Annotated in this window: 25 protein-coding genes; 13 read left to right on the top strand and 12 right to left on the bottom strand. The window is 70.2% G+C overall.

Annotated elements, in window-relative coordinates; all coding sequences use genetic code 11:
- Nucleotides 1-161 precede the first annotated feature (161 nt).
- Nucleotides 162-398 (top strand): general stress protein CsbD, encoded by a 237-nt coding sequence (locus A5696_RS24180; protein WP_067883504.1) that lies wholly within the window; start codon nucleotides 162-164, stop codon nucleotides 396-398.
- A 120-nt stretch (nucleotides 399-518) separates the two neighbouring features.
- Entirely contained in the window at nucleotides 519-842 is a 324-nt protein-coding gene (locus tag A5696_RS24175; protein ID WP_067883503.1) for a DUF3349 domain-containing protein, read from the top strand.
- Between the two features lie 9 nt (nucleotides 843-851).
- Here A5696_RS24175 and A5696_RS24170 read toward each other — a convergent pair whose 3' ends face one another.
- The 3 genes from A5696_RS24170 to A5696_RS24160 all read right to left on the bottom strand — a co-directional run bounded on the left by A5696_RS24170 (nucleotide 852) and on the right by A5696_RS24160 (nucleotide 3432).
- A complete protein-coding gene (locus tag A5696_RS24170) occupies nucleotides 852-1616 on the bottom strand; it encodes an endonuclease/exonuclease/phosphatase family protein (protein ID WP_067883502.1) in 765 nt (254 codons plus the stop codon).
- A gap of 71 nt (nucleotides 1617-1687) precedes the next feature.
- Nucleotides 1688-2461, bottom strand: coding sequence for a PIG-L deacetylase family protein (locus A5696_RS24165; protein ID WP_067883559.1), 774 nt, complete (start codon nucleotides 2459-2461; stop codon nucleotides 1688-1690).
- Between the two features lie 26 nt (nucleotides 2462-2487).
- On the bottom strand, nucleotides 2488-3432 hold the full coding sequence (locus tag A5696_RS24160) for an acyl-CoA dehydrogenase family protein (RefSeq protein WP_067883501.1): 945 nt from the start codon (nucleotides 3430-3432) through the stop codon (nucleotides 2488-2490).
- A 169-nt stretch (nucleotides 3433-3601) separates the two neighbouring features.
- Here A5696_RS24160 and A5696_RS24155 point away from each other — a divergent pair, with 169 nt between their 5' ends.
- Complete coding sequence (locus tag A5696_RS24155; RefSeq protein WP_067883558.1) at nucleotides 3602-4177, top strand: nucleotidyltransferase; 576 nt, start codon at nucleotides 3602-3604, stop codon at nucleotides 4175-4177.
- A 9-nt stretch (nucleotides 4178-4186) separates the two neighbouring features.
- On the opposite strand, the gene A5696_RS24150 is transcribed toward A5696_RS24155, so the two are convergent.
- Entirely contained in the window at nucleotides 4187-4444 is a 258-nt protein-coding gene (locus A5696_RS24150) for a Rho termination factor N-terminal domain-containing protein (RefSeq protein WP_067883500.1), read from the bottom strand.
- Nucleotides 4445-4472: 28 nt separating this feature from the next.
- Entirely contained in the window at nucleotides 4473-6593 is a 2121-nt protein-coding gene (locus A5696_RS24145; RefSeq protein WP_067883499.1) for a catalase, read from the bottom strand.
- Nucleotides 6594-6714: 121 nt separating this feature from the next.
- Between A5696_RS24145 and A5696_RS24140 the strand changes: the two genes are divergently transcribed.
- From A5696_RS24140 to A5696_RS24130, 3 genes are read left to right on the top strand one after another with little or no spacing between them, the layout of a single operon-like run.
- A complete protein-coding gene (locus A5696_RS24140) occupies nucleotides 6715-7722 on the top strand; it encodes a chemotaxis protein CheB (protein ID WP_067883556.1) in 1008 nt (335 codons plus the stop codon).
- Complete coding sequence (locus tag A5696_RS24135; protein ID WP_067883557.1) at nucleotides 7715-8473, top strand: STAS domain-containing protein; 759 nt, start codon at nucleotides 7715-7717, stop codon at nucleotides 8471-8473. The genes A5696_RS24140 and A5696_RS24135 overlap by 8 nt, the downstream gene beginning before the upstream one ends.
- A gap of 54 nt (nucleotides 8474-8527) precedes the next feature.
- Nucleotides 8528-10369 carry a CheR family methyltransferase gene (locus A5696_RS24130; protein ID WP_067883498.1) on the top strand — a complete coding sequence of 614 codons (1842 nt, stop codon included), beginning with the start codon at nucleotides 8528-8530 and terminating at the stop codon, nucleotides 10367-10369.
- A 12-nt stretch (nucleotides 10370-10381) separates the two neighbouring features.
- Here the strand turns inward: A5696_RS24130 and A5696_RS24125 are convergent, their stop codons facing one another.
- Nucleotides 10382-11251: a chemotaxis protein CheB gene (locus A5696_RS24125; protein WP_067883497.1), complete on the bottom strand. Its 870-nt coding sequence runs from the start codon at nucleotides 11249-11251 to the stop codon at nucleotides 10382-10384.
- Between the two features lie 135 nt (nucleotides 11252-11386).
- Between A5696_RS24125 and A5696_RS24120 the strand changes: the two genes are divergently transcribed.
- Together A5696_RS24120 and A5696_RS24115 are read left to right on the top strand one after the other, a co-directional pair.
- Entirely contained in the window at nucleotides 11387-12532 is a 1146-nt protein-coding gene (locus tag A5696_RS24120) for a glycosyltransferase (protein WP_067883555.1), read from the top strand.
- A 42-nt stretch (nucleotides 12533-12574) separates the two neighbouring features.
- Nucleotides 12575-13639: a helix-turn-helix transcriptional regulator gene (locus tag A5696_RS24115; protein WP_067883496.1), complete on the top strand. Its 1065-nt coding sequence runs from the start codon at nucleotides 12575-12577 to the stop codon at nucleotides 13637-13639.
- 2 nt (nucleotides 13640-13641) lie between these two features.
- Here the strand turns inward: A5696_RS24115 and A5696_RS24110 are convergent, their stop codons facing one another.
- Nucleotides 13642-14595, bottom strand: coding sequence for a helix-turn-helix transcriptional regulator (locus A5696_RS24110; protein WP_067883495.1), 954 nt, complete (start codon nucleotides 14593-14595; stop codon nucleotides 13642-13644).
- A gap of 53 nt (nucleotides 14596-14648) precedes the next feature.
- Here A5696_RS24110 and A5696_RS24105 point away from each other — a divergent pair, with 53 nt between their 5' ends.
- Nucleotides 14649-15095: an SRPBCC family protein gene (locus A5696_RS24105; RefSeq protein ID WP_369803388.1), complete on the top strand. Its 447-nt coding sequence runs from the start codon at nucleotides 14649-14651 to the stop codon at nucleotides 15093-15095.
- A 6-nt stretch (nucleotides 15096-15101) separates the two neighbouring features.
- Here A5696_RS24105 and A5696_RS24100 read toward each other — a convergent pair whose 3' ends face one another.
- A complete protein-coding gene (locus A5696_RS24100; protein ID WP_067883493.1) occupies nucleotides 15102-16457 on the bottom strand; it encodes an NAD(P)/FAD-dependent oxidoreductase in 1356 nt (451 codons plus the stop codon).
- A 150-nt stretch (nucleotides 16458-16607) separates the two neighbouring features.
- On the opposite strand from A5696_RS24100, the gene A5696_RS24095 reads away from it, so the two are divergent.
- On the top strand, nucleotides 16608-17573 hold the full coding sequence (locus tag A5696_RS24095; protein ID WP_067883492.1) for an alpha/beta fold hydrolase: 966 nt from the start codon (nucleotides 16608-16610) through the stop codon (nucleotides 17571-17573).
- On the opposite strand, the gene A5696_RS24090 is transcribed toward A5696_RS24095, so the two are convergent.
- A complete protein-coding gene (locus tag A5696_RS24090) occupies nucleotides 17568-18914 on the bottom strand; it encodes a flavin monoamine oxidase family protein (protein WP_067883491.1) in 1347 nt (448 codons plus the stop codon). The two genes, A5696_RS24095 and A5696_RS24090, sit on opposite strands and share 6 nt — an antisense overlap.
- A 79-nt stretch (nucleotides 18915-18993) precedes the next feature.
- On the opposite strand from A5696_RS24090, the gene A5696_RS24085 reads away from it, so the two are divergent.
- Entirely contained in the window at nucleotides 18994-19980 is a 987-nt protein-coding gene (locus A5696_RS24085) for a TIGR03617 family F420-dependent LLM class oxidoreductase (protein ID WP_067883490.1), read from the top strand.
- Nucleotides 19981-19983: 3 nt separating this feature from the next.
- On the opposite strand, the gene A5696_RS24080 is transcribed toward A5696_RS24085, so the two are convergent.
- Both A5696_RS24080 and A5696_RS24075 read right to left on the bottom strand, forming a co-directional pair.
- Nucleotides 19984-21099 (bottom strand): hypothetical protein, encoded by a 1116-nt coding sequence (locus A5696_RS24080; protein ID WP_067883489.1) that lies wholly within the window; start codon nucleotides 21097-21099, stop codon nucleotides 19984-19986.
- Entirely contained in the window at nucleotides 21099-22244 is a 1146-nt protein-coding gene (locus tag A5696_RS24075; RefSeq protein WP_369803387.1) for a phosphotransferase family protein, read from the bottom strand. The genes A5696_RS24080 and A5696_RS24075 overlap by 1 nt, the downstream gene beginning before the upstream one ends.
- Nucleotides 22245-22300: 56 nt before the next feature.
- Here A5696_RS24075 and A5696_RS24070 point away from each other — a divergent pair, with 56 nt between their 5' ends.
- A complete protein-coding gene (locus A5696_RS24070; RefSeq protein ID WP_067883488.1) occupies nucleotides 22301-22903 on the top strand; it encodes a TetR/AcrR family transcriptional regulator in 603 nt (200 codons plus the stop codon).
- Nucleotides 22900-23784 (top strand): SDR family NAD(P)-dependent oxidoreductase, encoded by an 885-nt coding sequence (locus tag A5696_RS24065; protein ID WP_067883487.1) that lies wholly within the window; start codon nucleotides 22900-22902, stop codon nucleotides 23782-23784. The genes A5696_RS24070 and A5696_RS24065 overlap by 4 nt, the downstream gene beginning before the upstream one ends.
- On the opposite strand, the gene A5696_RS24060 is transcribed toward A5696_RS24065, so the two are convergent.
- Nucleotides 23781-24386: a class I SAM-dependent methyltransferase gene (locus A5696_RS24060; RefSeq protein ID WP_067883486.1), complete on the bottom strand. Its 606-nt coding sequence runs from the start codon at nucleotides 24384-24386 to the stop codon at nucleotides 23781-23783. The two genes, A5696_RS24065 and A5696_RS24060, sit on opposite strands and share 4 nt — an antisense overlap.
- Nucleotide 24387: the final 1 nt, after the last annotated feature.

Genomic DNA, 24387 nt, shown 5'->3' with positions numbered 1-24387 from the left:
CTGTAACTACCCGGGAATTGGGTTTTCAAACATGACTTTCGCGCGGCGGAGCGCGCTCGTGATCATGCGCACACGATCGGCGCCGCGGTGTTTGGCCGCGCGCCGGGCGGGAAGCCGGTAGATGCGAATCAAGACGTAACCACCGAAAGAGAGGTCGACCCATGGGGGATGACAAGAGCGGACCGCAGGAAGCCGTCAAGGGCGCCGTCGAGGGCGTCAAGGGCAAAGTCAAGGAGTTCGGCGGGACCGTCACCGGCCGCGACGACCTGGTCGAGGAAGGCCAGGCTCAGCAGGACAAGGCCGACGCCCAGCGCGACGCGGGCAAGAAGGAAGCCGAAGCGGAGTCGGCGCGCGCCGGCGCGAAGGCCGCCGAAGAGCGCCAGAAGGAAAACCAGTAAGTCGATACCAACAGGGGGTCCGGTCCGCATGTCGGGCCGGACCCCCTATTTTGATGGTTTCAAACCGGCGCCCCGGGCTATTCGGCAAGAACCGGCCGCCGGTGGTGGGAGAGGGAAGAGATGGGCCTGCGCAACGGGTTTTCGAGCATCGTTGCGTTTCTGCGCGCGGGTTACCCGGACCACGCGCCCGCCGTCGGCTACGCGCCGCTGTTGGCGTTGTTGCCGCGGCGGATCGGCGACGACGAGGTCGCGGTGATCGCGAGCGCGTTGATCGGGCACCCGCCTCGAACCATCGACGTAGCGATCGACAGTGCCATCGACAAAGCCATCGACAATGCCGATGTCGGCGTGGCGATCACCCGGATCACCGACGAGATGCCCTCGTGTGAGGACATCGATCGGGTTCAGCAGCGGCTCGACGCGATCGGCCGGGCCGGCGGGTAGGCGCGGAGCTCACACCCGTTCCAGGTCGACGGCCAGCGGCCGGTGATCGGAGATCGGCATCGCGTCGGACTGCACGGCGCCGCCGCGCAGCCCCGGGTCGTCCGTCAGGATGTGGTCGAGCTGGCGGTGGGGGGTTTCCGCGGGAAAAGTCCGGGCGACGGCCAGCGCCCGCATGCCCGACCAGCGGCGCACCGCGTCGGGCGTCATGTTGAGGTCGCCCGTCAGCAGCCGGGGGCCCGGGAAGCCGCGCAGGTCGTGTATCAGCCGGCGTAGCTGGCGCCGGTTCCAGCCCGGCACGAACGACAGATGCGTGTTGGCCACCGTCAGCCCGCCCCACGGGGTGTGCAGCTGCGCGATGACCGCCGCTCGCGGTTCCTCGTCGACGATCATCACCCGGTTCGGCCCCGGCAGGTACATGGGAAACCGCATCGGAATTCGTGGCAACCGCACGACCTGCCAGCTGGCGGCCGGAAACCGTGACAGCAGCGCGATTCCGTAGGCGGCGGTCCCGGGTTGTTCATGGCCGGTGGCGGCCATCCAGGTCGCTCCCGGCGTGCCCGAGATCGCGGCCACGAACCGATGCTCCACCGCTCCCATCGCCTCGGCCGCCACCGCGGTGAGATCCGCGAGGGAAGACCGCGGTTGGTCACAGTCGACTTCCTGCAGCGAGAGCACGTCGGGATCCAGGCGGCGCACGCAGTCCGCCAGGCGCGCAGGGTGCACCCCGTTCCCGACGGTGCGGCCGTGCAAGATGTTGAACGTCGCTACGCGCATAGGTGTTTCGATACCCACTCTCGGGGAGTGCACTCGGCGGCTGGTCTTTTGCGGCGACCCGCCGCGCCCGGCTAGCGGAACACCACCTCTCCCACCGCGATCAGCCGCTGCAGCACGAACCCCGGCAACACGGGCGGGGTGCCCCCGCCGCCCGGCTCGAGCTGGCTGCGAAAACACTGGGCCGCAAGGCGTTTGCGATCGAGCGTCCAGCCGGGTAGGCGCGCGGAAAGTGCCCGGTCCCAGGGCACCGCGGGGTCGGCGGGGCTGGCCCAGTGCCACATCCACACCGGGTATTCCAGCAGCGCGGCGCCGGTGCGCTCGCAGGCGTCGGCGGCCGCGCGCCCGACGGCTTCGTGGTCGGGGTGCCCGTCGCCGCGCCAGGTGGCGGCGCACCACGTCCCCGGCGCGGTGTCGCCGAGGATTCCCGTGAGCAGGTCGGCGATGACGTCCTCGTGGTCGTCCAGTTCGCCGTCGGGCAGCCCCAGCGACACCGGCGCCGCGATGCCCAAAATTGCTGCCGCCCTTCGTGATTCATACCGCCGGGTGATTTCCGCGCGCGCCCGCTCGCGTGCCGTCGTGCCGGGGCGCGCTGCGCCGCCGTCGCTGACCGTGATCACCCGGACATCGACGCCCGCCGCGGCCAGCTGCGCGATCGTCGCGCCGAGGCCGAGCGTCTCGTCGTCGGGGTGGGGCGCCACGACGATCAGCCCCGGGCAGGCGCTCAGGTCGAGTGTGGGCGGCGGTCGTCCGTCGAGGGCGGCCAGCCAAACCGGGACCGGGGTGCCGCCGCGGGTCAGCGGTTTGGCCGCGAACTTGGCGAGGTTGCTCGGGGGCAGGGTCCTCAGGGAGCGGACCGGGCGCTCGATGGTGGTCATTGCGTGCGCCCGACGAGCCTGCCGAGCTCCGCCAGATCGCGCTCCGCGTGGCTTTGCCGGATGTAGATGGTCAGGTCGGCGACCCGCTGAGCGTGCCGGCCGTCCTGACACAGCGGACCGGGCCCGAGGGCGCGCCCGGTGCGCGTAATGGCCTCGTCGGCCGCGTGTTCCACCACCGTGCGGGCGCGACGGGCCAGCAGTTGGGCGGTGTCGGAGCGGTCGAAGGGGTCCGAGTCGATCTGCATCGCCGCGGCCGCCAGGATCGCGTCCCCCGCGGCGAGCGCGGCGTCCACGGCGCCCAGGTGGGCCAGCGAATACGCGTCCGCCGATTTGCTTGTGGCGCAGCGATACAGCGGCTCGGCGACCCTGCGCGCGCCGCCCAGCCAGCACGCGGCCACGCCGATCGCGGCGTGCCAGAATCCCGGCCGATTCACGTAGTCGTCGGGATCGCCGACGGCGACGGCCTGGGCGTTGGTGAACTGCACCGCCCTGGTGTCGCTGCCGGCCATCCCGACGTTCCACCACGTGGTCGGCAACGCCTTGACGGCAGGTTCGGTGACCGCCACCGCGAACAGGCCGCGCCGTCCGTCGTCGAGCCGGGCCGTCACCAGCGCGTGGGTGCAGAAGCCCGCGCCTGAGCACCACACCTTGGTGCCGTTGAGCACGACCGCGCCGCCGCTGACTGTGGTGGCGATCAACGTGGCGTCAGGCGACTCGGTCGACCACACCCCCCACAGCTGGTCCGAATCGGGCGGCTTGCCGCCCAGCTCGTGCAGGATCGCGACGGCGTCGACGTGGGACTCGGCGATGCGGGCCGCCACGATGTCGTCCTCGGCCAGCCGGGCGAGGCGCTGCCACCGTTCGGGGGTGCGCCCCGAGGCGGGCAACGGCAACTCGAGTCGCCCCGACTCCAGCCAGTGCTTGACCAATCCCGCCGTCACGCGTTATCACCCGCCGCCGATCTCTCGCGGGCATGGCGAGCGCGAAATACGGGGGCTGACATAACTTGAAGATTTGCCAATCTGGCCGCCGCTTAAACGGATGACGAAAAACGCCGCACCGGTGCCGGCCAGGTTGCACGATCCGGGGGCGGGGTATGACCTATGCACGATGACACCCACCGAGACGCCCACCGAAACCCCCGTAGCCCGCGCGCACCTGCGAGAAGCGTTGCGCAGCGCGGCCTCCGCGCTCAAGGAGAACGGGCCGAGTTTCGCGTTGGCAGGCAGCTATGCGCTGTGGGCCTTCGGCGCGCCCGAACCCAGCCACGACGTCGATCTGGTGGTGGCCGAGTCCGACGTGGCCGGGGCCGAGGCCACCCTCGCCGATGCCGGATTCGCCATCGAGCATCCCCCGGAGGACTGGCTGTTCAAGGCGCGCAACGGCGATACGGTGGTCGACATCCTGCACCGCATCAACGGCGAACGGGTGGGACCGTCGACGCTGCAGCGCGCCGAGCAGCGCGATGTGCTGGCGATCGCGATGCCGGTGCTCCCGCCCACCATGGTGGTTATCCAGAAGCTGCGTTCCCTCAACGAACATCACTGCGACTTCGCGAGGCTGCTGCCGGCCGTGCGGGCGGTGCGCGAACGGCTGGACTGGGAGCAGATCAGGGCCCAGACCGCCGACAACGATTACGCGGTCGCATTTCTGGTGTTGGCCGACCGGCTCGGCCTGACCCGCTGAGCGGGCGGATCAGTGGTTGCGCAGCTTGGCGACCAGCTTGTCCTTCGTCAGGCTCGAATAGCCCGACATGCCAAGCTCTTTGGCCTTCTTCCTCAGCTGCGGAACCGTCCAGTCCGCATATGAACCGGACTTCCCGCCCTTGCGGCTGACCGACGACTTGCCGCGGCCGGCCGCCGCGTTGGAGATCCGCGCGGCCTTTTCTTTGGAGTCGCCCTTTTTGCGGAGATCCTGATACATCTTTTCGTTCTTGATCGACGAACGTGGCATGATTCCTCCTCCTTTGTGAAACCCGGTGTTAGGCGGGTACCGGGTCCGTTTGGCGTTCCCAGCAGCGGTGGCGGGCCAGCGCGGCGGCGAAATCCGCGGCGAACGCGTCGGGGAACTCGTCGGCGGCCGCGGTCGTGGTCACCACCGACCGATCGCTGACGACGTCGGTGGCCGGTTCGCTGTCGGAGGCGAGGCGGGCGTCGATGTGCGCGGCGCGCAACAGCTTGATCCCGGCACCGTACGCGCCGATCGGTTTGAGGTGTTTGTAGGCCTCGACCACGAAGTGCACGGCGTAGCCGTCGCGCGAGAGCGTCTCCACCGAATCAGGCCCGCACGCCACCACCACGGCGTCGTAGAGCACCGACGCCATCGTCGTAAACGCCCGGTCGACGGCGAGTTCGCCGCCGGAACCGCCGCGCAGGGTGCCGCCGGCGACCGGCGCCAGCACCTCGACCACCGCGCCGCGCTGCCGCATCAGCTCGGTGAAGCGTTGCGTACCAACGACGTCCACACCGTCGGCGGCGAGCACGGCGATCTTGCGCGTGGCGATGCCGTCGCTCACGCCGACCTGGGACAGCGCCGGCGAGGTGGCCACCGCGCCGTCGGCCGCTTCGTCGGGCGGCTCGGGGAGGCCGAGCTTCGCCGCCACCCGCGCGGCCAGATCATGATCGACGCGGGCCAGCTGGGCCACCACCGCCGAGCGGATGTCGGGCACCTCCACCTTGCCGAGCTCGAAGGCGAACGCGGCGACGATGTGTTCGGCCTCGACCGGCGACATGCTCTTGAAGAACATCCGCGCCTGGCTGTAGTGGTTCTGGAAGGACTTGGCACGCTTGCGCATCGCGGCGCCGTCCACCCGTTGCGTGTAATGGCGGAACACGTCGTGGTCGGCCAGCGCGGGACAGCCGCCGCCGACAGTGTTCTTGGAGTAGCTGGACCGGCCCTGCGGGATGGCGTGCTGGGAGTAGCCGTCCCGCTGGTTGTTGCGGACGTCGGCGACCGGACGGTTCACCGGCAGCTGCGCGAAGTTGGGGCCGCCCAGACGGATCAACTGCGTGTCGAGGTAGGAGAAGTTGCGGAACTGCAGCAGCGGGTCGTTGGTGAAGTCGATGCCCGGCACCACGTTCGCGGTGTGAAACGCCACCTGCTCGGTCTCGGCGAAGAAGTTGTCGGGGTTGCGGTTGAGCACCATCTTGCCCACCGGTCGGACCGGAACCTGTTCCTCCGGAATGAGTTTCGTGGCGTCGAGCAGGTCGAAGTCGAACGCGAACTCGTCGGCCTCGGGCACCAGCTGCACCCCGAGCTCCCACTCGGGATACTGGCCGGACTCGATGGCCTCCCACAGGTCGCGCCGGTTGTAATCGGGGTCCTTCCCGGCGATCTTCTGGCACTCGTCCCAGATCAGCGAATGCACACCCAGGCGCGGCTTCCAGTGGAACTTGACGAAAGTGCCCTCGCCGCGGTCGTTTACCAGGCGGAAGGTGTGCACGCCGAAACCCTGCATCATCCGGTAGCTGCGCGGCAGCGCGCGGTCGGACATCAGCCACATGATGGTGTGCAGCGTCTCGGGCTGCAGCGCGACGAAGTCCCACAGCGTGTCGTGGGCCGACTGGGCTTGCGGAATCTCGTTGTGCGGCTCCGGCTTTACCGCGTGGACGAAGTCGGGGAACTTGATGCCGTCCTGGATGAAGAACACCGGGAAGTTGTTGCCGACCAGGTCGTAATTGCCCTGCTCGGTGTAGAACTTGGTGGCGAACCCGCGCACGTCGCGGACGGTGTCGGCCGAGCCGCGGGAGCCGGCCACGGTCGAGAACCGCACGAACACCGGGGTCCTGGTGCCCGGCGTGGTCAGGAATTTCGCCGCCGTGTACTCGGCCAGCCAGTCGTCGTACGGCTCGAAGAAGCCGTACGCGCCGGCCCCCCGCGCGTGCACCACCCGCTCCGGGATGCGCTCGTGGTCGAAGTGGGTGATCTTTTCGCGGGCGTGGAAGTCGTCCAGCAGCGTGGGTCCCCGCTCCCCGGCGGTCAGCGCATCGTCGGTGTGGTCGACCCGAACCCCCTGCTGGGTGGTCAGGTACCCGGTGTCGCCGGGGACCCGCGATGGCTCGAGGTCGCGCTGCTTCGGATCGGACGTGTGGTCGGTGTCCATGGCGTTCGGTTACCACGGCTCACCCGCGGTAAACAGGGCCGATCGGTCCCTATCCACCGGACTCCCGGTTACGTAGGCTTGATGCGGGTAGCCGAGGGTGGTGAGTGACGCGACCAGCGAAATGGGCGATGTAAGCGACGGCCTGCGCGGAGTGGTCGCGATAGGGGCCTCGGCGGGCGGTGTTGACGCGCTGTCACGGTTGGCCGCCGGCTTGTCGGTGGATGTGCCATACGCCTACCTCGTCGTGCTGCATGTGCCCGCCGGTGCGCCGAGCGTACTGGCGCGAATCATTAATCGCAGCGGTCCGCTGCCGGCGGTCGCCGCCGAGGACGGCGACAGCCTTGAGCCCGGCCGTATCTACGTCAGCCGCCCGGACCGTCACCTGTTGGTCGCCGACCACCATATAGTGCTGTCGGAGGGGCCGACCGAGAACGGGCACCGGCCCGCCATCAACGCACTGTTCCGCTCGGTCGCCCTGGCGTTCGGGCCCCGCGCGATCGGCGTGTTGCTCTCGGGCGTGCTCGACGACGGCGTGCAGGGCTTGGCCGCGATCCGCTCGCGCGGCGGCACCACCATCGGCCAGTCACCGCAAGACGCGCTGTTCCCGGCGCTGCCCGCCAACGCACAACACGCCGGCGTGGTCGATCGCCAGGCGGCGGCGGCCGACATCGGTGCGATCCTCAAAGAGTTGTCCCAGGAAGAATTCGAGGACCCGGTCATGGAACCCGACGTGGCGCTGGACCTGGAGAACCGTATCGCCATGAGGTCGCGGTTCGCGATCGACTTCGACACCCAAGATCTGGGTGCGCCTTCGGGATACACGTGCCCCGACTGCAACGGCTCGCTGACCTCGATCACCGACGGCCACTTTCGCTGCCGCGTCGGCCACGCCTGGACGGCCGATGCATTGCTGGCGGCGCGGGACGCCGAGATCGAGGGCGCCCTATGGGTCGCGCTGCGCAGCCTGCAGGAGAAGGCCAAACTGGCGCGGCAATCGGCCGAAAGGGCCGGTCCCGGGCTGCTGTCGCGGCACTACAACATGCTGGCCGAGGAAAGCGAACGGGCTCTGAGCGTGCTTAGCGACCGCCTGGCGGCCAATGCCCCGGACGGCGGTGATGCCGGTGGATGAGCGGCGGTCGGCGGTCCGGATCGACGCGGCGCCCCACCGGGACGTGCCGATTCTCGCGATGGACGGGGTGCTGGACAGCAACACCTATCGGACGATCCGCGACACCGTGATCAAGGCCGCCCTCGACGAGCCGCGGGCGGTCATCGTCGACGTCAACGGCCTGTCGGCGCCGTCCGCGTCGGCCTGGACGGTGTTCACCAGCGCGCGCTGGCACGTGAGCACCTGGCCCGACGTCCCGATCCTGCTGGTGTGCGCGCGACCGCAGGTGCGAAGGGCGATCGCCGCCGGCGGCGTGACCCGGTACGTCCCCGTTCATCCCAACCTCGAGCTGGCGCTGGATGCCCTGCGGGACGAGCCGTTACCGGTGCGCCGGAGGGCCCGCAGCGAGCTTCCCGCCACCCGGGTGGCCGTCGGCCTGGCCCGCGCCATGATCACCGACTGGCTCACCCAGTGGGACATCGCCGACCTGGTTCCGGTCGCCGCTACGGTGGGCACCGTCTTCGTCGAAAACGTCCTCGACCACACCCAGAGCGCCCCGGTGCTGATCATCGAGAGCTATCGCGACACCGTCACGGTCGCGGTCGCGGATTGCAGCGAGCACCTGCCGGGCCGGCACGAAGACGCCTACCGCGGTGCCGAGATCGTCTCCGGGCTGGCCATCGTGTCCGCGCTGTGCCGGGCGTGGGGGGCCACCCCGACGTCGTCGGGCAAGACGGTGTGGGCACTGGTCGGTCGCGAGAACCAGCTGTAACCCTGCGAGTAGTGTTCGAATCCTTCGCCGAACGCGCATTCGAACGGGACGCTGATGGACGCTGCCACTGACGAGGCCTTCGAGGCCTTGTTGCGCTATATGCGGGATTCCCGCGGCTTCGACTTCACGGGCTACAAGCGCACCTCGCTGATGCGCCGGGTCCGGCACCGCATGGATCAGGCCGGCTACAGCACCTTCGAGGAGTACCTCGACGTTCTGCAGGCCAGCTCGGAAGAATTCGCGGCGCTGTTCAACACCATCCTCATCAACGTCACCGCATTCTTCCGCGACCCGGAGGCGTGGGAGTTCATCGCCGCCGAGGTCATTCCGCGGATGCTGGCCGAGCGGGGGCCCACCGACCCGATCCGGGTCTGGAGCGCAGGATGCGCCTCGGGGCAGGAGGCCTACACGCTGGCCATGTTGCTGGCCGAGGCGCTGGGCCCCGACGCGTTCCGCCAGCGGGTCAAGATCTACGCCACGGACATCGACGAGGAGGCGCTGACCGAGGCGCGCGCGGCGTCGTATGACGCCAAGGCCGTCGAGTCGGTGCCGGCGGACCTGCTGGCCCGCTATTTCGAACAGGTCAACGGCCGCTACGTGTTCCACAAGGATCTGCGCCGAGCGGTCATCTTCGGCCGCAACGACCTGGTCAAGGACGCGCCGATCTCGCGCGTCGACCTGCTGGTGTGCCGCAACACCCTGATGTACCTCAATGCCGAGACGCAGCGAAACGTGGTGGGGCGCTTGCATTTCGCGCTCGCGCCCCAGGGCACGCTGTTCCTCGGGCACGCCGAGATGCTACTGAGCCACAGCGACCGCTTCGCTCCGCTGAACCTCAAGAACCGGATTTTCCGCAAGGTCGCCGGCATCCAGGCCGCCGTCGACCGCTACGACCCGGCCGCGGCCTTCTACGACCGCCACGCCGACCTGCCGGGCCTGACCACCGTGCGCGACTTGGCCTTTCGCGCCAGCCCGGTCGCCCAGATCGTGATCACCGGCGAGGACACCGTCGCGATGATCAACCAGCAGGCGGAGAGCATCTTCGGCCTGTCGGCCCGCGACATCGGCAGGCTCCTGCGCGACCTCGAGGTGTCCTACCGCCCGGTCGAGCTGCGCGCCTACCTCGAGCAGGCCAAGGTGGAGCGGCGCTCGACGCGGATCCCGGACGTCAAATGGCAGCGACCCGGCGCCGAGACGGTGTGGTTCGAGATCCATGTCAACCCGCTCGTCGACGCCGAGAACGGCCTGCTCGGCGTGTCGATCGTGTTCTTCGACGTCACCGCGACGCGCGCGCTGCTCGACAAGGTCGTCCAGACCAACCGCCAGCTCGAGGCGGCCTACGAGGAACTGCAATCCACCAACGAGGAACTCGAGACCACCAACGAGGAACTGCAGTCCACGGTCGAGGAGCTCGAGACCACCAACGAGGAGCTGCAGTCCACCAACGAAGAGCTCGAGACGATGAACGAGGAGCTGCAGTCCACCAACGACGAGCTGCACACCATCAACGACACGCTGCGCGAACGCAGCGTGGAACTGGACGACGCCAAGAACTTCCTGGATTCGCTGATCAACTCGGTTCAGCTGGGCATGGTGGTGGTGGACCGGGAAATGCGGGTCGTGGTGTGGAACCGCGGCTGCGAGGACCTGTGGGGGCTGCGGTCCGACGAGACGACGGGATCCCGCCTGACCGGACTGGACATCGGCCTGCCGCTGGACACCGTGCGGCCGCTGATCGGCAACGCGTTCGTCGACCCGGACAGCTCCGGGGAAACCGTGGTGGACGCGGTCAACCGGCGCGGGCGCCCGGCCCGGGTGCGGGTCGTGTGCACGTCGTTCCGTTCGGCCGACGGTACCGTCGGCGGGGCGCTGCTGCTGATGGAGGTCGTGGGCTAGCCGTATTGACGGTCATTGCCCCCAGCGTGCGGCTGCCTCCGACGCCGCCTGATGGGCGAGTTGCGCCCGGCGCAGCGACTCGTTGGCTCTGCGCTGCGCGACGGCCACGGTCTGCGCCGTGGCGCCGATCCCTTCGGACAGATCTTGGCGCCTGCGCTTGAGCTCGGCCGCGCGCTGCCGGGCCAATTCGGCGCGGGCGGCCGCGCTGTTGGGCGCGGTGCGCCCGTCGGCCGCCGGTTCCGCCTCCGCGGCGCTCGGTTGGTCGCCGTGGGTCTCGGGCGGGCGCTGTGCCGAGGGCCTGGGCGCCGCGCCGGCGACGATCTCTGCCAGGGCGTGCCCGATCTCGTGCACCGGCAACACCAGATCGGCGCCGGCACGCATCGCCGCCAGCGGCATCGACGGGTACTGGGCGGTCTCCTGGCTCTGGGCGATGACGATGGCGCCGGCCCGCCTCATCGCGACGGTGCCGGTGGCGCCGTCGTGCCCGGAGCCCGACAGCACCACCGCCACGCTGCGCGCCCCGTACGACTTGGCCACCGACGCCAGCAGCAGGTCGAAGCGCCGCTCGACCAGCGCCGCCACCCCGCGCAGCCGACAGCGGCCGTCGTGCGTGAGTTCCAGGTGCATGCCCGGGGGACAAACCACCACCTGGCCCGGCACGACGGGCTGACCGTCCTGCGCCCAACTGACCCGATGGGCGGTTTGCCTGCCGAGGATGGTGGGGAGCACGCTGCTGAGGCCGCCGAGGTGCTGCTGCACGACGACGGCGGCGGGAAACTCGGCCGGCAGGTCGTGCAGGACGATGGACAACGCGTCCAGTCCGCCCGCCGACGCCAGCAGGACCACCAGCTCAACCGGCGGGCGCTCTGGTGCGGTCGTCATTTCCCCAGTGTCCTCCGGTGGGCGGCCGCTTCCCAAGGCGCCGGACGATCCGATATGCGAAACGTCGGGCCGTCCGACGAAGAGAAAGGGGGGCGGCGTTTCGCCGGCGGCGAGCCGGGTAGGCCGTGGGCCATGGTGAAGATCGCGATCGTCACCGGTGATGACCTGGTCGACGACGACCCCCAGCAGCTGTGCGCCGCGCTCGCGGCCCGGGGTCACGAGGCGACGGCCTACGTCCGGCAACAAGGGCGGCGACCCGCGAAGGTGGTCCGCGTGGGTCCCCGCGCGGTGGCTTCGGCAGCCGAGGTGTTGCCGTATGTCGGGGAGTGGGCGGAAACCCTCGAGCGGCTGTGGTCGGCGGATGCGCCCGAAGTGGTGCACGCCTACGGTTGGCTCGGCGGGTTGGCCGCTCAACTGGCCGCAAGCCGGCAGCGGCTGCCGACGGTGCAGACCTTCCTGGGGCTGGCGGCGACGTCACGTCCCGCTGATGGCCGCCGCGAGTGCGAGCGCGAACGCATCGAGCCGCTGTTGGCGCGGGGCGCGACGTGGGTGACCGCCGAGTGCACGGGCGACGTCGACGTGCTGTCCCGGGTGCGTCGGGGCCGGTCCCGGGTGTCGAGCCTGTGCGGCGGCGTCGACGTCGAGCGATTCAGTCCGGTCGGCCCGGCGGCCGCCCGCAACGGCCTGCATCGCATTCTCTGCCTGGCGCCTGACCCGTTGGAATGCAACGGTTTCGACATCGCCATCCGGGCTCTGCCCAGGGTGATGGGCGCCGAACTCGTGTTGGCCGAAACCGCCGCCGGTGGGCCCGGTCACGACCGTGCGCGGGCCGCGCTCGAACGTGTCGCGGCCGAGTCGGGCGTATCCGACCGGGTCCGGTTCGCCGGCAAGGTCGGCGCCGACGACCTGCCGGCGTTGCTGCGATCCGCCGACGTGGTCGTGTGCACGCCGCGGCGGCCACTGCGCGCGACGCCGGCGTTGCAGGCGATGGCCAGCGGGGTGGCGGTGGTCGCGCTGCCGGTCGGTGTCCTGAGCGACGCGGTCGTGGACGGGGTCACCGGGCAGCTGCTGTCGCGGCCCAGCCCCGCCGCGCTGGCGGAGGCCTTGAGAAGGCTGCTTGCCCAAAGCTTTCACTGCGAGAGCATGGGAGCGGCCGGTCGAAGCCGCGCGGTGTCCCGCTACACGTGGGACCGGATCGCGCTCGACTCACTGAACATCTACCGGCAGCTGGGGTCGCAACGTCGGCTGCCCGCGGAGTCTCAGTCGGCGGGCGTCCGGTGATGCGACCGTGACGCGACCCGGTGACCGCGGGGCGGGTCCCCGATGACGGCCGTCGCCGACAGCACGGCACCCGGCCTGGCCGTCGGGCTCGCCGGCGTACCGGACGCGATCCAGGTCGATCTGCGTCCCAACGTCCCGCCCGACCCGGGGTCGGCCCACAGCGGAGCCGCCGTGCGGTATGAGCAATTCCGCATCGTCGAGCCGGTAGCGACCCGCCGGTTCTATGCCGGCGCTTACACGCCGGGGTGGCGCGTCAGCGGCGTCACCGGCCGCTCCGCCGTCACGCACCGGCGCTCCGCGACAGCTTCGATGACCCTCGACGAGGTCTCGATCCAGGGCCGATTGACCTTCGAAGTCCCGCCCGCCGACACCGTTGTCGTGATCCAGCCCCGCGCGGGATCGTTGACCGTGACGGGGGGGCCGTTCCCGGACGTCGATTGCCCCATCCTGGTCGCGCACGGCATGTCGTGCGCGCTGCGGGTGAGTGGCGCGCGGTTCGACGTGGTGAGCGTCGGTGCGGACGCGCTGCACCGGGTCGCCGCGGACGGGCACGCCCCGCTGCCGCACCAGATCCGGTTCCTGAACTGGCGCCCACGCTCGCGCGGCGCGGTGCGCGCATGGCATCGGGCGCTGGATTACGCGACTGCGACGCTTGCCGCGCCGGATACCGCCCAGCAGCCGCTGATCGTTGCCGCACTGGCCCCGCTGCTGGCCGGGGCGCTGCTCGAGTGCTACCCCTCCACCGCCTCCGACCAGGGCCTGGCCGGCGACCCCACACTCCCGGAAGCGCTCAAGGAGTCGGTGGCCTATATCCACCGCCACGCAGCCGGCGAGGTGAGCATCAACGACATCGCGGCCGCGGTCCATCTGACGCCCAGGGCGGTGCAGTACCTCTTCCGGCGTCAGCTAGACACCACGCCAACCGAATACGTGCGTCGCGTCCGGCTGCAGCGCGCGCACGACGATCTCATCGCCGCCGAGCCGTCCGGCAGCACCGTCACCGAGATCGCCGCCAGGTGGGGGTTCGCGCACACCGGGCGATTCGCGGTGCTCTATCGGCAGACCTACGGCCACAGCCCCCACGCCACGCTCAAACAGCTGACGTAGCGTCAGTCGCGCAACGTGGTATGCGGGCTTTGGCCGTAGACCTCGCGGTAGTAGACGGCGAACCGGCCCGTGTGCGCGAACCCCCACCTGGCGGCGATCTGGGTGACGGTGGTGTGCGCCCGCTCGGCGGCCAGCAGGTCCTGGTGTGCGTAGTGCAGCCGGACCCGGCGCAGATATTCCATTGGCGTGCAATCGCGGTGGCGACGGAACATCAACTGAATCGCGCGCGGCGTGACGTAGGTGGCCCGCGCGATGTCGGCGATGCCGATGTCGCTGTCGGCGTGCTCTTCGATGAAGGCGATCGCGCGCCGCAGCAACGCCGGGGTGGTGTCGCGGCTATCCTCGATCGTCGGATCGAACAACGCGTTGTTCGGGAAAGTGGCAAGCATGGTGGCCGCCAGATGCTGCATCGCGGTGGCGGCGATCAGCGTCGCGCCGCTGGTGGCCGCGTCGGCCAGCAAGCCGTCCCGCACGTAGTCGACGGTGCGGACCAAATGCCGGGCCGCCGCCGCGGAAACCGGTCGGGAATCGGTCAATCGGACCGGTCCGGGCCGGCGACCGCCGCCCATCGTCGCCACCCGATCGAAGAGGCCCCGGTCGATCGTGACGATGTCGCAGTGCGCGCGGCTCACCCGGCCGGTGAACGGCACGTCGAGCGCCCCAAATGCCAGGATCCCCTCGGCGCCAACGGAATTCGTCCCCCCGTCGGGTAGCCGCTCCTCCACCAGCCCGGAACGCACCCGGCACAGGTAGATCTTCTCGGGGGACTCGGCGTCGTAGCTGAACTCGTAGCCGACCTCACCGTCGTCGATGGTCAGCGGGCCCAACGACCTTCGCGAGATTCTCATGCGGGCGCCGTCGGTTGCGGTGCCGAGAATGCGCACGGCGGCGTAGGTCTGACCGAGGATCTGCTCGGCCTCACCCAGATCGTGCGTGTCCACCAACACAGTTGTCATCGCGTACCGTTCGTTGACGCTACCCAATTATGTGCGAGACATCGGCGTCTAGCATGTGTCGGGTGGTCCAGATCAACTTGCAGCGAACGATCGACGCGGCCCCGGAACGGGTCTTCGACTGGCTGGCCGACCCGCCGAACCTGGCCGCCGCTCCGCTGGTGCTGAAGGCCGATTACGCGAAGGATTCGCCGCGGCCCGGCGCCGGCGCCGTGCGCGAGGTGATCGGGGTCGGCACGTGGTTCCGCGAGGAGATCACCGCCTACGACCGGCCGCACAGCTACTCCTACCTCATCGTCCGCTCGTTCCCGCCGTTCAACCACGAGGGCGGCACGCTGACGTTCGCCGCCGCGGGGGAGGGGACGCGGGTGGACTGGGTGACCAACTACACCCATCCGGCCTGGGCCGGGGGAAAGCTGTTGGAGGCGCTCAGCCATCGGCTGCTGCGCTCGAGCTTTGCCGCCATCCTCGATGCCTGTGCCGGCGCGCTGGAGCGCCGGTAGCGACCGTCAGCCGCTCAACCGGTGCATCAATCGGCCGGCGGCGTGCCGGCCACTGACCACGGCGCCGGTCACGGTGGCCGGATTGTTCACCCCAACGGCCTCACCCGCGAGGTACAGCCGGTCCCCGATCGGTTCGGCCAGCCTGCGCCGGTCGGCCAGGCCGGAACCGGGAGCGTGGAAGGAATACGAGCCGAGCGCGTACGGGTCGACCGCCCAGTTGGAGCTGCGCACCTCGACCGGTGCGACGTCGTCGCCGAACAGCCGGTGCGCGATGGGTAGCGCGCTGGCCATCAGCTCGGCGGGTCGCGCCGACTCGGCCCACCGGCCGCGGTCACCGGCGTTGAAGGCCAACACGATCGGCCCCGCGGCGCTCGGCAGGCTGAACCATTGCGACCAAGCGCCCGGCTCGGCGCCGAGGTACTGGAAGAAGGCGTTCTCGGCCGCCCAGCTGCGGCGGTTGAACCGAAAGTAGCTCTTGGACAGCACCCCGAATCCCAGCGCGTCGACGGCGTGGGCGTGCAGTTCGGGCAGCGGCGGATGGAACGCGATCGCACCGGATTTCAGCACGCCCAAGGGGACGGTGACGATTGCCGCGGGCCCCTCGAACGAGCGGTCCCCGGCGCGCACGACGACCGAATTGTCGCGCCGCGCAATCGCGGTGACGGGCGTCTTCAGCTCGATCCGCAGCCCGTCGGCGAGCAGCCGCGGCAGGGCGTCGTAGCCGTTGGTGACGACGTCCTGGTCACCGTCTGCATAATCGCCGTGGTCAAAGGTGTTGGCGGACAACTGGTCCGCGCCGGCGCCATATTCGTTTTCGATCTCGGTGGTGACATAGAACCCCAACTGCGCCCGGTCGGCGTCGGAAAGCTCGGCCCGGGTGGCCGCGCCGTCCACCGCGGCGCCCAGGCTGCCGCCGTCGACGTGGCCCCGAGCCCGTTTGACGAAGGTGCGCCAGGTTTCCGGGTCGTACTCGAGCGCCGGGAGCCGCGGGTCGACCACCAGCTTCGCCCACCCGTAGTAGTCGGTGGGGGCGAGCTGGGCCCGCGCCTGCTGCGCGAGCTCCATCAGCGGGTTGTCGGTCGTGCCGTGGATCCAGGACGCGCCCATCTCCAGCGGTACGCCCCAGCCGCGGTCGGTATGCACCCGCCCGCCGATGCGGTCGCGGGCCTCGAGGACGCGCACCGGCCATCCCGCGTCGGCGAGGCTGCGCGCGGCGGCCAGGCCCGCCATGCCGGCGCCGACGACGAGCACCGCTTTGTTGTCTGACGCTGTGTCCGGCGGGGGCGGCGTGCAGGCGGCCGCCAGCCCGCCGGCCAGGCTCGTCGTGGTCGCGAGGAACTCCCGACGGGACATCGGGGACACGGCAGCCAGCGTCTCACACGTTGTTGCACGATCGTGCCCGAATTCGCGGTGTGTAATGGGCCGTTTTCACCAGTTCGTCGTTGAGCAAGGGCTACACTTCGCCTACATCCGGAGTGCGGCGACGTGGCCGCGTTCGAAGGGGGAGCGGCGATGAGCGCTGTGTCATCGAGTCGAACAAGTGAGCGGCTCCCCGGCGAACTGCCGCCCGGCCGCGCCGTGACCGTGCGCGCGGCCGACGGAACCCCTTTGCACGCAGAGGTTTTCGGGCCGCCCGAGGGTTATCCGATCGTGCTCACGCACGGCATCACCTGCGCCATCCGGGCGTGGGCACACCAGATCCGCGGCCTGGCCACCGATTACCGGGTCATCGCGTTCGACCACCGGGGCCACGGGCGCAGCGGCGTCCCGCGGCGCGGCGGCTACAGCCTCAAACACCTTGCCTCCGATCTGAATTCGGTGCTCGAGGCGACCCTGGCGCCGCACGAGCGCGCGGTGCTGGCCGGCCACTCGATGGGCGGCATCGCCATCGCCGCCTGGTCGGCGCACTACCGGCACCAGGTCGATCGCCGCGCCGACGCCGTCGCGCTGATCAACACCACCACCGGGGACCTGGTGCGGCAGGTGAGACTGTTGTCGGTGCCGCGCGGATTTTCCGACGCGCGGGTCCTGGCCGCCCGCGGCCTGATCACCGCCTTCGGCGGGTTCCCGCTGCCCCCCGGCACCCGGGTCCCCAGCCGCTATCTGATCGCGATGCTCGCGGTCGGAGCCGGCGCCGAACCGGGCGCCGCGCGGGTGATCTGCGAGCTGTTCGCGCAGACCTCGCCGGCCGGGCGCGGCGGCTGCGCGAAGATGCTCGTCGACGCGTTGGGGTCCCGGCATCTCGACCTGGACGGGCTGACCGTGCCGACGCTGGTCATCGGCAGCGAACGCGACCGGCTGACGCCGATCAGCCAGTCCCGCAGGATCGCGCGCACCGCGCCCAACGTGGTCGGCCTGGTCGAGCTGCCCGGCGGCCACTGCTCGATGCTGGAACAGCCCGGCGAGGTCAACCGGCACCTGCGCGCCCTGGTGGAATCGGTGACCCACGACGTGCGGGCAAGCCGGATCAGCTCATAGCAATGCGGTGATCTCGGCGGCCGCCCGCTGGCCGGACCGCACGGCGCCGTCGAGGAAGCCCGTCCACTCGTCGGCGGTCTCGGTACCCGCCCAGTGGATCGGCCCCACCGGCTCGCGCAGCCACCGCCCGAACCGCGTCCACGACCCGGGCGGCACCGCGGCCGTCGGACCGCCAGGCGCGAAACCTTCTGCGCCCCAACGCTGGTCGACATAGTCGAGGGGTTTGAGCGCTTCGTCGCCGAACAGCGCGGCGAAGCAGTGCAGCGCATCGCGGCGGCGCTGTTCGCCGGGCAGCGAGTCGAACGCGCGGGCGTCGACGAAGCCCATCAGGATGCCGGGGCCGTCCGCGTGCGGGCTGACGTCGAACGTGATGAACACGGGGCCGCGGTCGGAAAGCGCCTGCCCGGAGAACCCGTCGGCCCGCCAGAACGGCGTCTCGTAGGCCGCGTAGGCCTTGCTCAGCCGGCCCTGCGGCCAATTCCGCGCGAGCTGCTCGTACTCGTCGGGCAGCGGGGGAGCGAACTCGATCGATGCCCGATGGGCCGGCGGGACGGCGACGATGACGAAGCCGGCCTCGGCCGACCCGGCGTCGGTCGTCACCGTGACCCCCGAGCCGTGCCGCTCGATGCGACGGACCGGCGCCCCGAGCACCACGCGCGGGCCGAGTTCGGCGGCCGCCGCCTCGGCGATCTGCTGGGTGCCGCCGGGGAAACGGTCCTGCTGGGCGCCGTTTTCGACGTCGAGCAGCGGGTCCAGCCCCCCGGCGGCGTGCACGTAACGGGCCGCGTGCAGCATCGACACGTCGTCGGGTTCACACCCCCAGGTCACCCGGGCCACGATGGCCATCAGGTCGTGCGAGGAAGCCGTGGCGCGCACCGAGCGCAGCCAGCCGCCGAGCGACATGCCGTCCAGCTCGCGTGCGCGGCGCGCGTCCCACGGCGCCGCCACCGGGACGCTGCGGGCGATCCTTTCGAATTGCCAACGCAGCCGGCCGATGTCGAGCAGCCCGGTCAGCGAAAGTTTGGGGATGGTGCCGTGGTAGGGACGCGCCCAGCCGCGCCAGTGGATGACGTTCTTGCCGTCGTGGTGGGTCGGGATCGTCGGCACTTCGAGCTCGGCGGCCAGCGCCCGCACGGCCTCCTGCGTCGGGCCCACGAAGGTGCCGCCCAGGTCGGCGGGCAACCCGGCGACGCTGCCGGTGAACGACCGGCCACCGACCCGGTCGCGGCCCTCGAACACCAGCACGTCATGGCCCTGTCGGGTCAGCTCGCGCGCCGCGGACAGCCCGGCGAAGCCGGCACCGACCACGACCACGTCGACAACCGGCGGCGGCTTCGTCACGTCCCTTAGTCAACCGCATTTTGACGATTTCGTACGATGAATTTCCCTTGCCCGTCTAAGTAGGTGCTCAGGTGGCCGGATGAAGGTCTTCACCGCGTTGTACGGGCCGGTGGATGCGGTCGAGCGGGCGCGGGCGCTGCGCGACGCCGGGGCCGGCGGTGTGGCCACCTTCGAGGGACCGCACGACGTGTTCGCCCCGCTGACGCTGGCCGCCACCGTGGGCGGGCTGGACCTGATGACCAACGTGGCCATCGCGTTTCCGCGCAATCCGATCCACCTGGCGCACCAGGCCAACGATCACCAGCTGCTGAGCGGCGGGAGATTCTTCCTCGGCCTGGGCACCCAGGTCCGCCCGCAGATCGAGAAGCGCTTCGGCGCGCAGTTCGAGCACCCGGTGGCCCGCATGACCGAGTTGATCGCGGCCCTCCGCGCGATCTTCGAGGCCTGGAAGACGGGCGGCCGCTTGGACTTTCGCGGCGAGTACTACCGGCACACGCTGATGACGCCGACGTTTTCCCCGGGCCCCAATCCCTACGGCCCGCCACCGATCTACGTCGGGGCGCTCGGGCCGCGGCTGACCCGCGCCGTGGCCGAGCACGCCGACGGCCTGTTGGTGATGCCGTTCGGCTCGAAGCGGTTTCTGCACGAGCACACGATGCCGGCGGTGCGCGACGGCCTGCGGGCCGGTGGCCGAGGGGCCTCGGAGTTCGCCGTCATTCCCGAGATCATCGTGTCGGCGGGCTCGGACGCGGGGGACCACGCGGCGACGCGGCGGCTGCTGGCGTTCTACGGGTCGACCCCGGCGTACCGGCCGGTGCTGGCCGCGCACGGCTGGGAGGACCTGCAGCCCGAGCTCAACGCGATGTCGAAGCAGGGCCGCTGGCAGGAGATGGGCGACCTCATCGACGACAAGATGTTGCACACCATCGCGGCGTGCGGCACGCCGAAGGAGATCGCCGCGGCTATCCGCGATCGCGTCGACGGCGTCTCGGACACCGTGTGCCTCTATCAGCCGTCGCCGATACAGCTGCAGACGTTGTCGGAGATTGTGGACGAGCTGCGCTGAGCCCTACGGCGCGACGGTCAGCCAGTCTTTGAAGCCCGACGGGTCGTGGCGGCCCAGTGCGCCGTGTTCGTAGAGGCCCCAGCCCTCCACGGGATCCCCGTCGCCGTCGCGGCACACCGCGCGGCCCACGTGGTCGATCACGCCGAAGCCGGACCGCGCGACGATGGCCGGGTCGGTCATGTCGTAGGTCCGCCGCTCGACGAACTTTTCGCCCTTCCACATGCCGTGCAGCCAGTCCGAGTCGCCGCCGTAGCCGCCGCCGACATGGATCGGGACGGGCAGCTTGGACTCGACGTCGAAGCGGACCGGCGTGCCATCGGGGGCGGTCGCGTCGATCGTCGCCCCGGTCGGGATGCGGGTGCCGGACCGGTAGTGGATCGCCACGCGCGGCCAGCCCAGCTGCTCGACGCGGCCGTCGCGCCACACCCGGGTGCAGTCGTTGAGCGAGCGGAACCCGTTGGGCTCCTCCTGGATGATCAGCACGATCGCGAACTCGTCGAAGGCCATCGGCACGTAGAGCCACCACATGCCCTCGAACGGCGGGTCGGCGGGCCGGCCGGCCGGCTCCGGTTCGCCGATGGGCCGGATGCCCCAGGACCGGTCCCGGCTGCCCAGCCAGGTCGCGGGGTCGACGGCGGTCTCCTCGCCGTCGATGGCGATGCGGCCGCTCCAGCTGCCGAGCTGGGCGAAGCGTTGGGCGTCCAGGGTCACCCGGTTGCCGGACCGCAGCACGTGCGGCTGCTCCTGGACGACGTCGAACAGGCCCTGCCAGGTGAGATCGGCTGCGATGCCTTCGGTTTCGTCAAGGACGAGGCGCAGTTTGCGCAGCGGTTCGCTGACCTCGATGCGGTAGCCGTTGACGTTCTGGTTGAGCCGGTCCTGGTCGATGGCGTCCGACAGGTGCACCGCGGTCTGGGTGTCCCCGCGCCGGACGAGGAAGAACGCGTCCTTGACGCCCAGGTTGGGGTAGTAGCCGATGCCGCTGATGACGAAGATGTTCCCGGTGCGGTCGTGGGCGTTGAAATAGGAGCGGTCGTAGAAGTTGCGGTCCGAGGTGCCCGCCCACGCGATCGGCCGGGGTACCTGATGTACCGGAAACTCGTCGAGCGGTCCGAGCATTACTGATCCTCTCCGATGAGCCGTCTCATCAATCCCGCGTGGTAGAACAGCGATTCGACATCCTCGGGTTTCTCGGTCTCCCCGAAGTGCACCCGTCGCGCGCCGGTGCGCATGAACACGCACGCCCACATCACCCCGGAGTAGGCGTAGAACCAGCGCAGGTCGCCCACGTCGACGCCGGTGAGTTGCCGGTAGGTGGCGCGCACGTCGTCCTCGCGCATCACGTCGGGCAGGCCAGGCAGGGTCGCCAGGCCGGCGAGCTCCTGGAAGACCATGTGCGCGTAGATCATCCACGCGACATCGAGCTCGCGCGGCCCCAGCGTCACCATCTCCCAGTCCAGCACGGCCGCCGGCCGGAAGTCGCGGTACAGCACGTTGCCCACCCGCGCGTCGCCCCAGAGCAGCACCGGTTCGCGCGCGGCTGCCTCGCTCGGCCAGTTGGCCTCCAGCCATTCGAAAGTGCGCTCCAGCAAAGGGGATCGGCCGATGTCGGGCACCGCGAAGTCGTACCAGGACCGCACCCAGTTGAAGTGCCTGCGCAGGGCGGTGTCGCCCTCTCCTGCGGCGAGGAAGCCAAAGGTTTTCTCGGCGTTGGGGATCGAGTGCAGCTTGGCCAGCACCCCCACCGTGGCGTCCTGCAGTTCGCGCTGTCGCTCGGCGGGCGCATCGGCGAACCAGTTGCCGCCGAACGTGTACGGCATGACGTCCGGCGGCACCTCGCCGTCGACGTAATCCATCACGAAGAACGGCGTGCCCAGGACGTCGCCGGTGGGCTCCAGCCAGCGCACCCGCGGGACGGGGACGTCGGTGAGCTCCGCGACCTTGCGGATCACCTCGAATTGGTGGTCGAGCCGATACGTCGGGAACACCTGGACGTCCTCGGCGGTCGGCGCCACCCGGGCGACCAATTTCTGCTCGATCGGCCGGCCGTCCTGTTCCCAGCGTGCGATCAAGATGATGGTCTCCGACGACATGCCCGTCGAGTCCACGCCGCTCTCCACCGTCACCTCGGGCTCGGCCCCGCCGGGAAGGACCGTCGACAGCCATCGCGACATCACGGCGGGCAGCGTGCTGACGTCCCGGCTGGAGCGCTGCAGCCGGTCGACTTTGTCCAGCACAGGTTCATTGGACACGGGTGCCTCCATTCTCCGAGACGTCTTGGAGACTTCTTCGCGGCAATTACGATACGGTAGGTAGCGTTATGAAAGCAGACCCGTCCTACCTTGACAAGGCCCCGGGGGCCGGGCGGCCCCGCGATCCGCGCATCGACTCGGCCATCCTGTCGGCGACCGCGGAACTGCTTGTGGAGATCGGCTATTCGAATTTGAGCCTGGCCGCCGTGGCGGAGCGGGCCGGCACCACGAAATCGGCGCTGTACCGCCGGTGGTCCAGCAAGGCCGAACTGGTGCACGAGGCGGCGTTCCCGACGGCGCCCACCGCGCTGGTGGCCCCGGCCGGCGACATCGCCGCCGATGTCCGGATGATGATCGAGGCCACCCGCGACGTGTTCACCACGCCGGTGGTGCGGGCCGCGCTGCCCGGGCTGGTGGCCGACATGACGGCCGATCCCGCCCTGAACGCCCGGGTGATGTCGCGTTTCGCCGGGCTGTTTGCGGCGGTTCGGGTGCGGCTGGGCGCGGCCATCGATCGGGGTGAGGCCCATCGGGGCGTGGACCCGGACCGGCTGATCGAGTTGATCGGGGGAGCGACGATGCTGCGGATGCTGCTGCGACCGGAGGAGGCCCTGGATGACACCTGGGTCGAGCAGACGACGGCCATCGTGGTGCACGGGGTGACCGGATGACGCGGCTGGCGGGTCGCGCCGCGATCGTCACCGGCGGCAGCCGCGGCCTGGGCCGCGCGATCGCGCTGGCGCTCGCCGCGGAGGGTGCGGCGGTGGCCGTCGCCGGGCGCACCGAGGAGGTGTGGGACGAGCGGCTGCCCGGAACCATCGGCGAGACGGTCGCCGAGATCGGCGCGGCCGGCGAACGGGCCGTGGCGATCCGCGCCGATCTGACCGACCGCGACGACGTCGCCCGGCTGGTGACCGAGGCCCGAGAGGCGTTGGGGCCCATCACGATCCTGGTCAACAACGCGGCGTTCACCGCGCCCGGCCGCCCGCCGGTGCCGGGTTCGAAAACGGACGGGGCGCCGCGAGCCAAGGCGGTCAAGCCGCCCGGCGGCGGCGCGAAACCCGGCTGGCCCGGCTTCGTCAGCACGCCGCTGCAGGCGTTTCGCCGGCACTTCGACATCGGGGTGTTCGCCGCCTACGAGCTGATGCAACTGGTGTGCCCCGACATGATCGAGGCGGGTGGCGGCTCGATCATCAACATCACCTCGGTCGCGTCGCGGATGCCCGGCAACGGACCGTACGCCGACCGCAGCGGCGGTGTGCTGCCCGGCTACGGCGGGTCCAAGGCCGCGCTGGAGCATCTCACGCAGTGCGCGGCGTTCGACCTCGCCGATCACAACATCGCGGTGAACGCGCTGTCGCCGTCGAAACCGATCCTGACGCCGGGCCTGGCCTACTACGCCCGTGAATTCGTCGACACCGCCCCGGCCGATGAATTCGCCCGGGCGGCAGTCGAATTGGCGCTGGTCGATCCCGAGGCGGTCACCGGGCGCACGATCGGCCATCTGCAGGTGCTCGACGGCAGCTTCTCCCCGTTCACGCTGGGTGGTTAGGCCGGTTTGGTCGCCGTGACGGCGTTGATGATCACGGCGTAGAGCCGGTGCCAGTGTGGGGCGGTGAACCCAGCGCGGCGCAGCAAAGCGGTGGCGCGGCCACGCGTGCGGGCCTTGCCCCGACGGCTGGTGGCCAGCGTCGGCAGCAGCCACCACGAGAACTGGTCGACGAGCACCAGGTGGCCGCCGGGGCGCAGCACCCGGGCGCACTCGGCCAGTCCCGCTTGCTGGTCCGTCCAGTGGTCGAACGACGTCGTGCTGACGACGAGGTCGAAAGACTCGTCGGGGTAGCCGAGCCGTTCGGCCACGCCGACGGCGAAGCTCAGCCGGTCATCCCCGGCGAAAGCGCTTGCCGTCGCGATCATTTGGGGCGCGGCGTCGATGCCGCAGAGCTGGCGGGCATCGGGGTATCGGTGGCCGAGGGTGCGCAGCAGGTGGCCCGTCCCGCAGCCCACGTCGAGCACACGCCGGGGCGAGGCCGCGGTCGCCACCGCGAGATCGGCGGTGCGGTCGGTGATCTGATGGTGCAGCCGGCCCCGCCACCCGCGGTCGTACCCGGGCGCCCGATCGTCATACGCGGCCAGGTCGCGATAAGGCGGCACG

It is taken from the genome of Mycobacterium sp. E2699, assembly GCF_001666745.1.
In the GTDB taxonomy this organism is placed as follows: domain Bacteria; phylum Actinomycetota; class Actinomycetes; order Mycobacteriales; family Mycobacteriaceae; genus Mycobacterium.
This window is presented reverse-complemented; position numbering and strand designations above follow the sequence as displayed.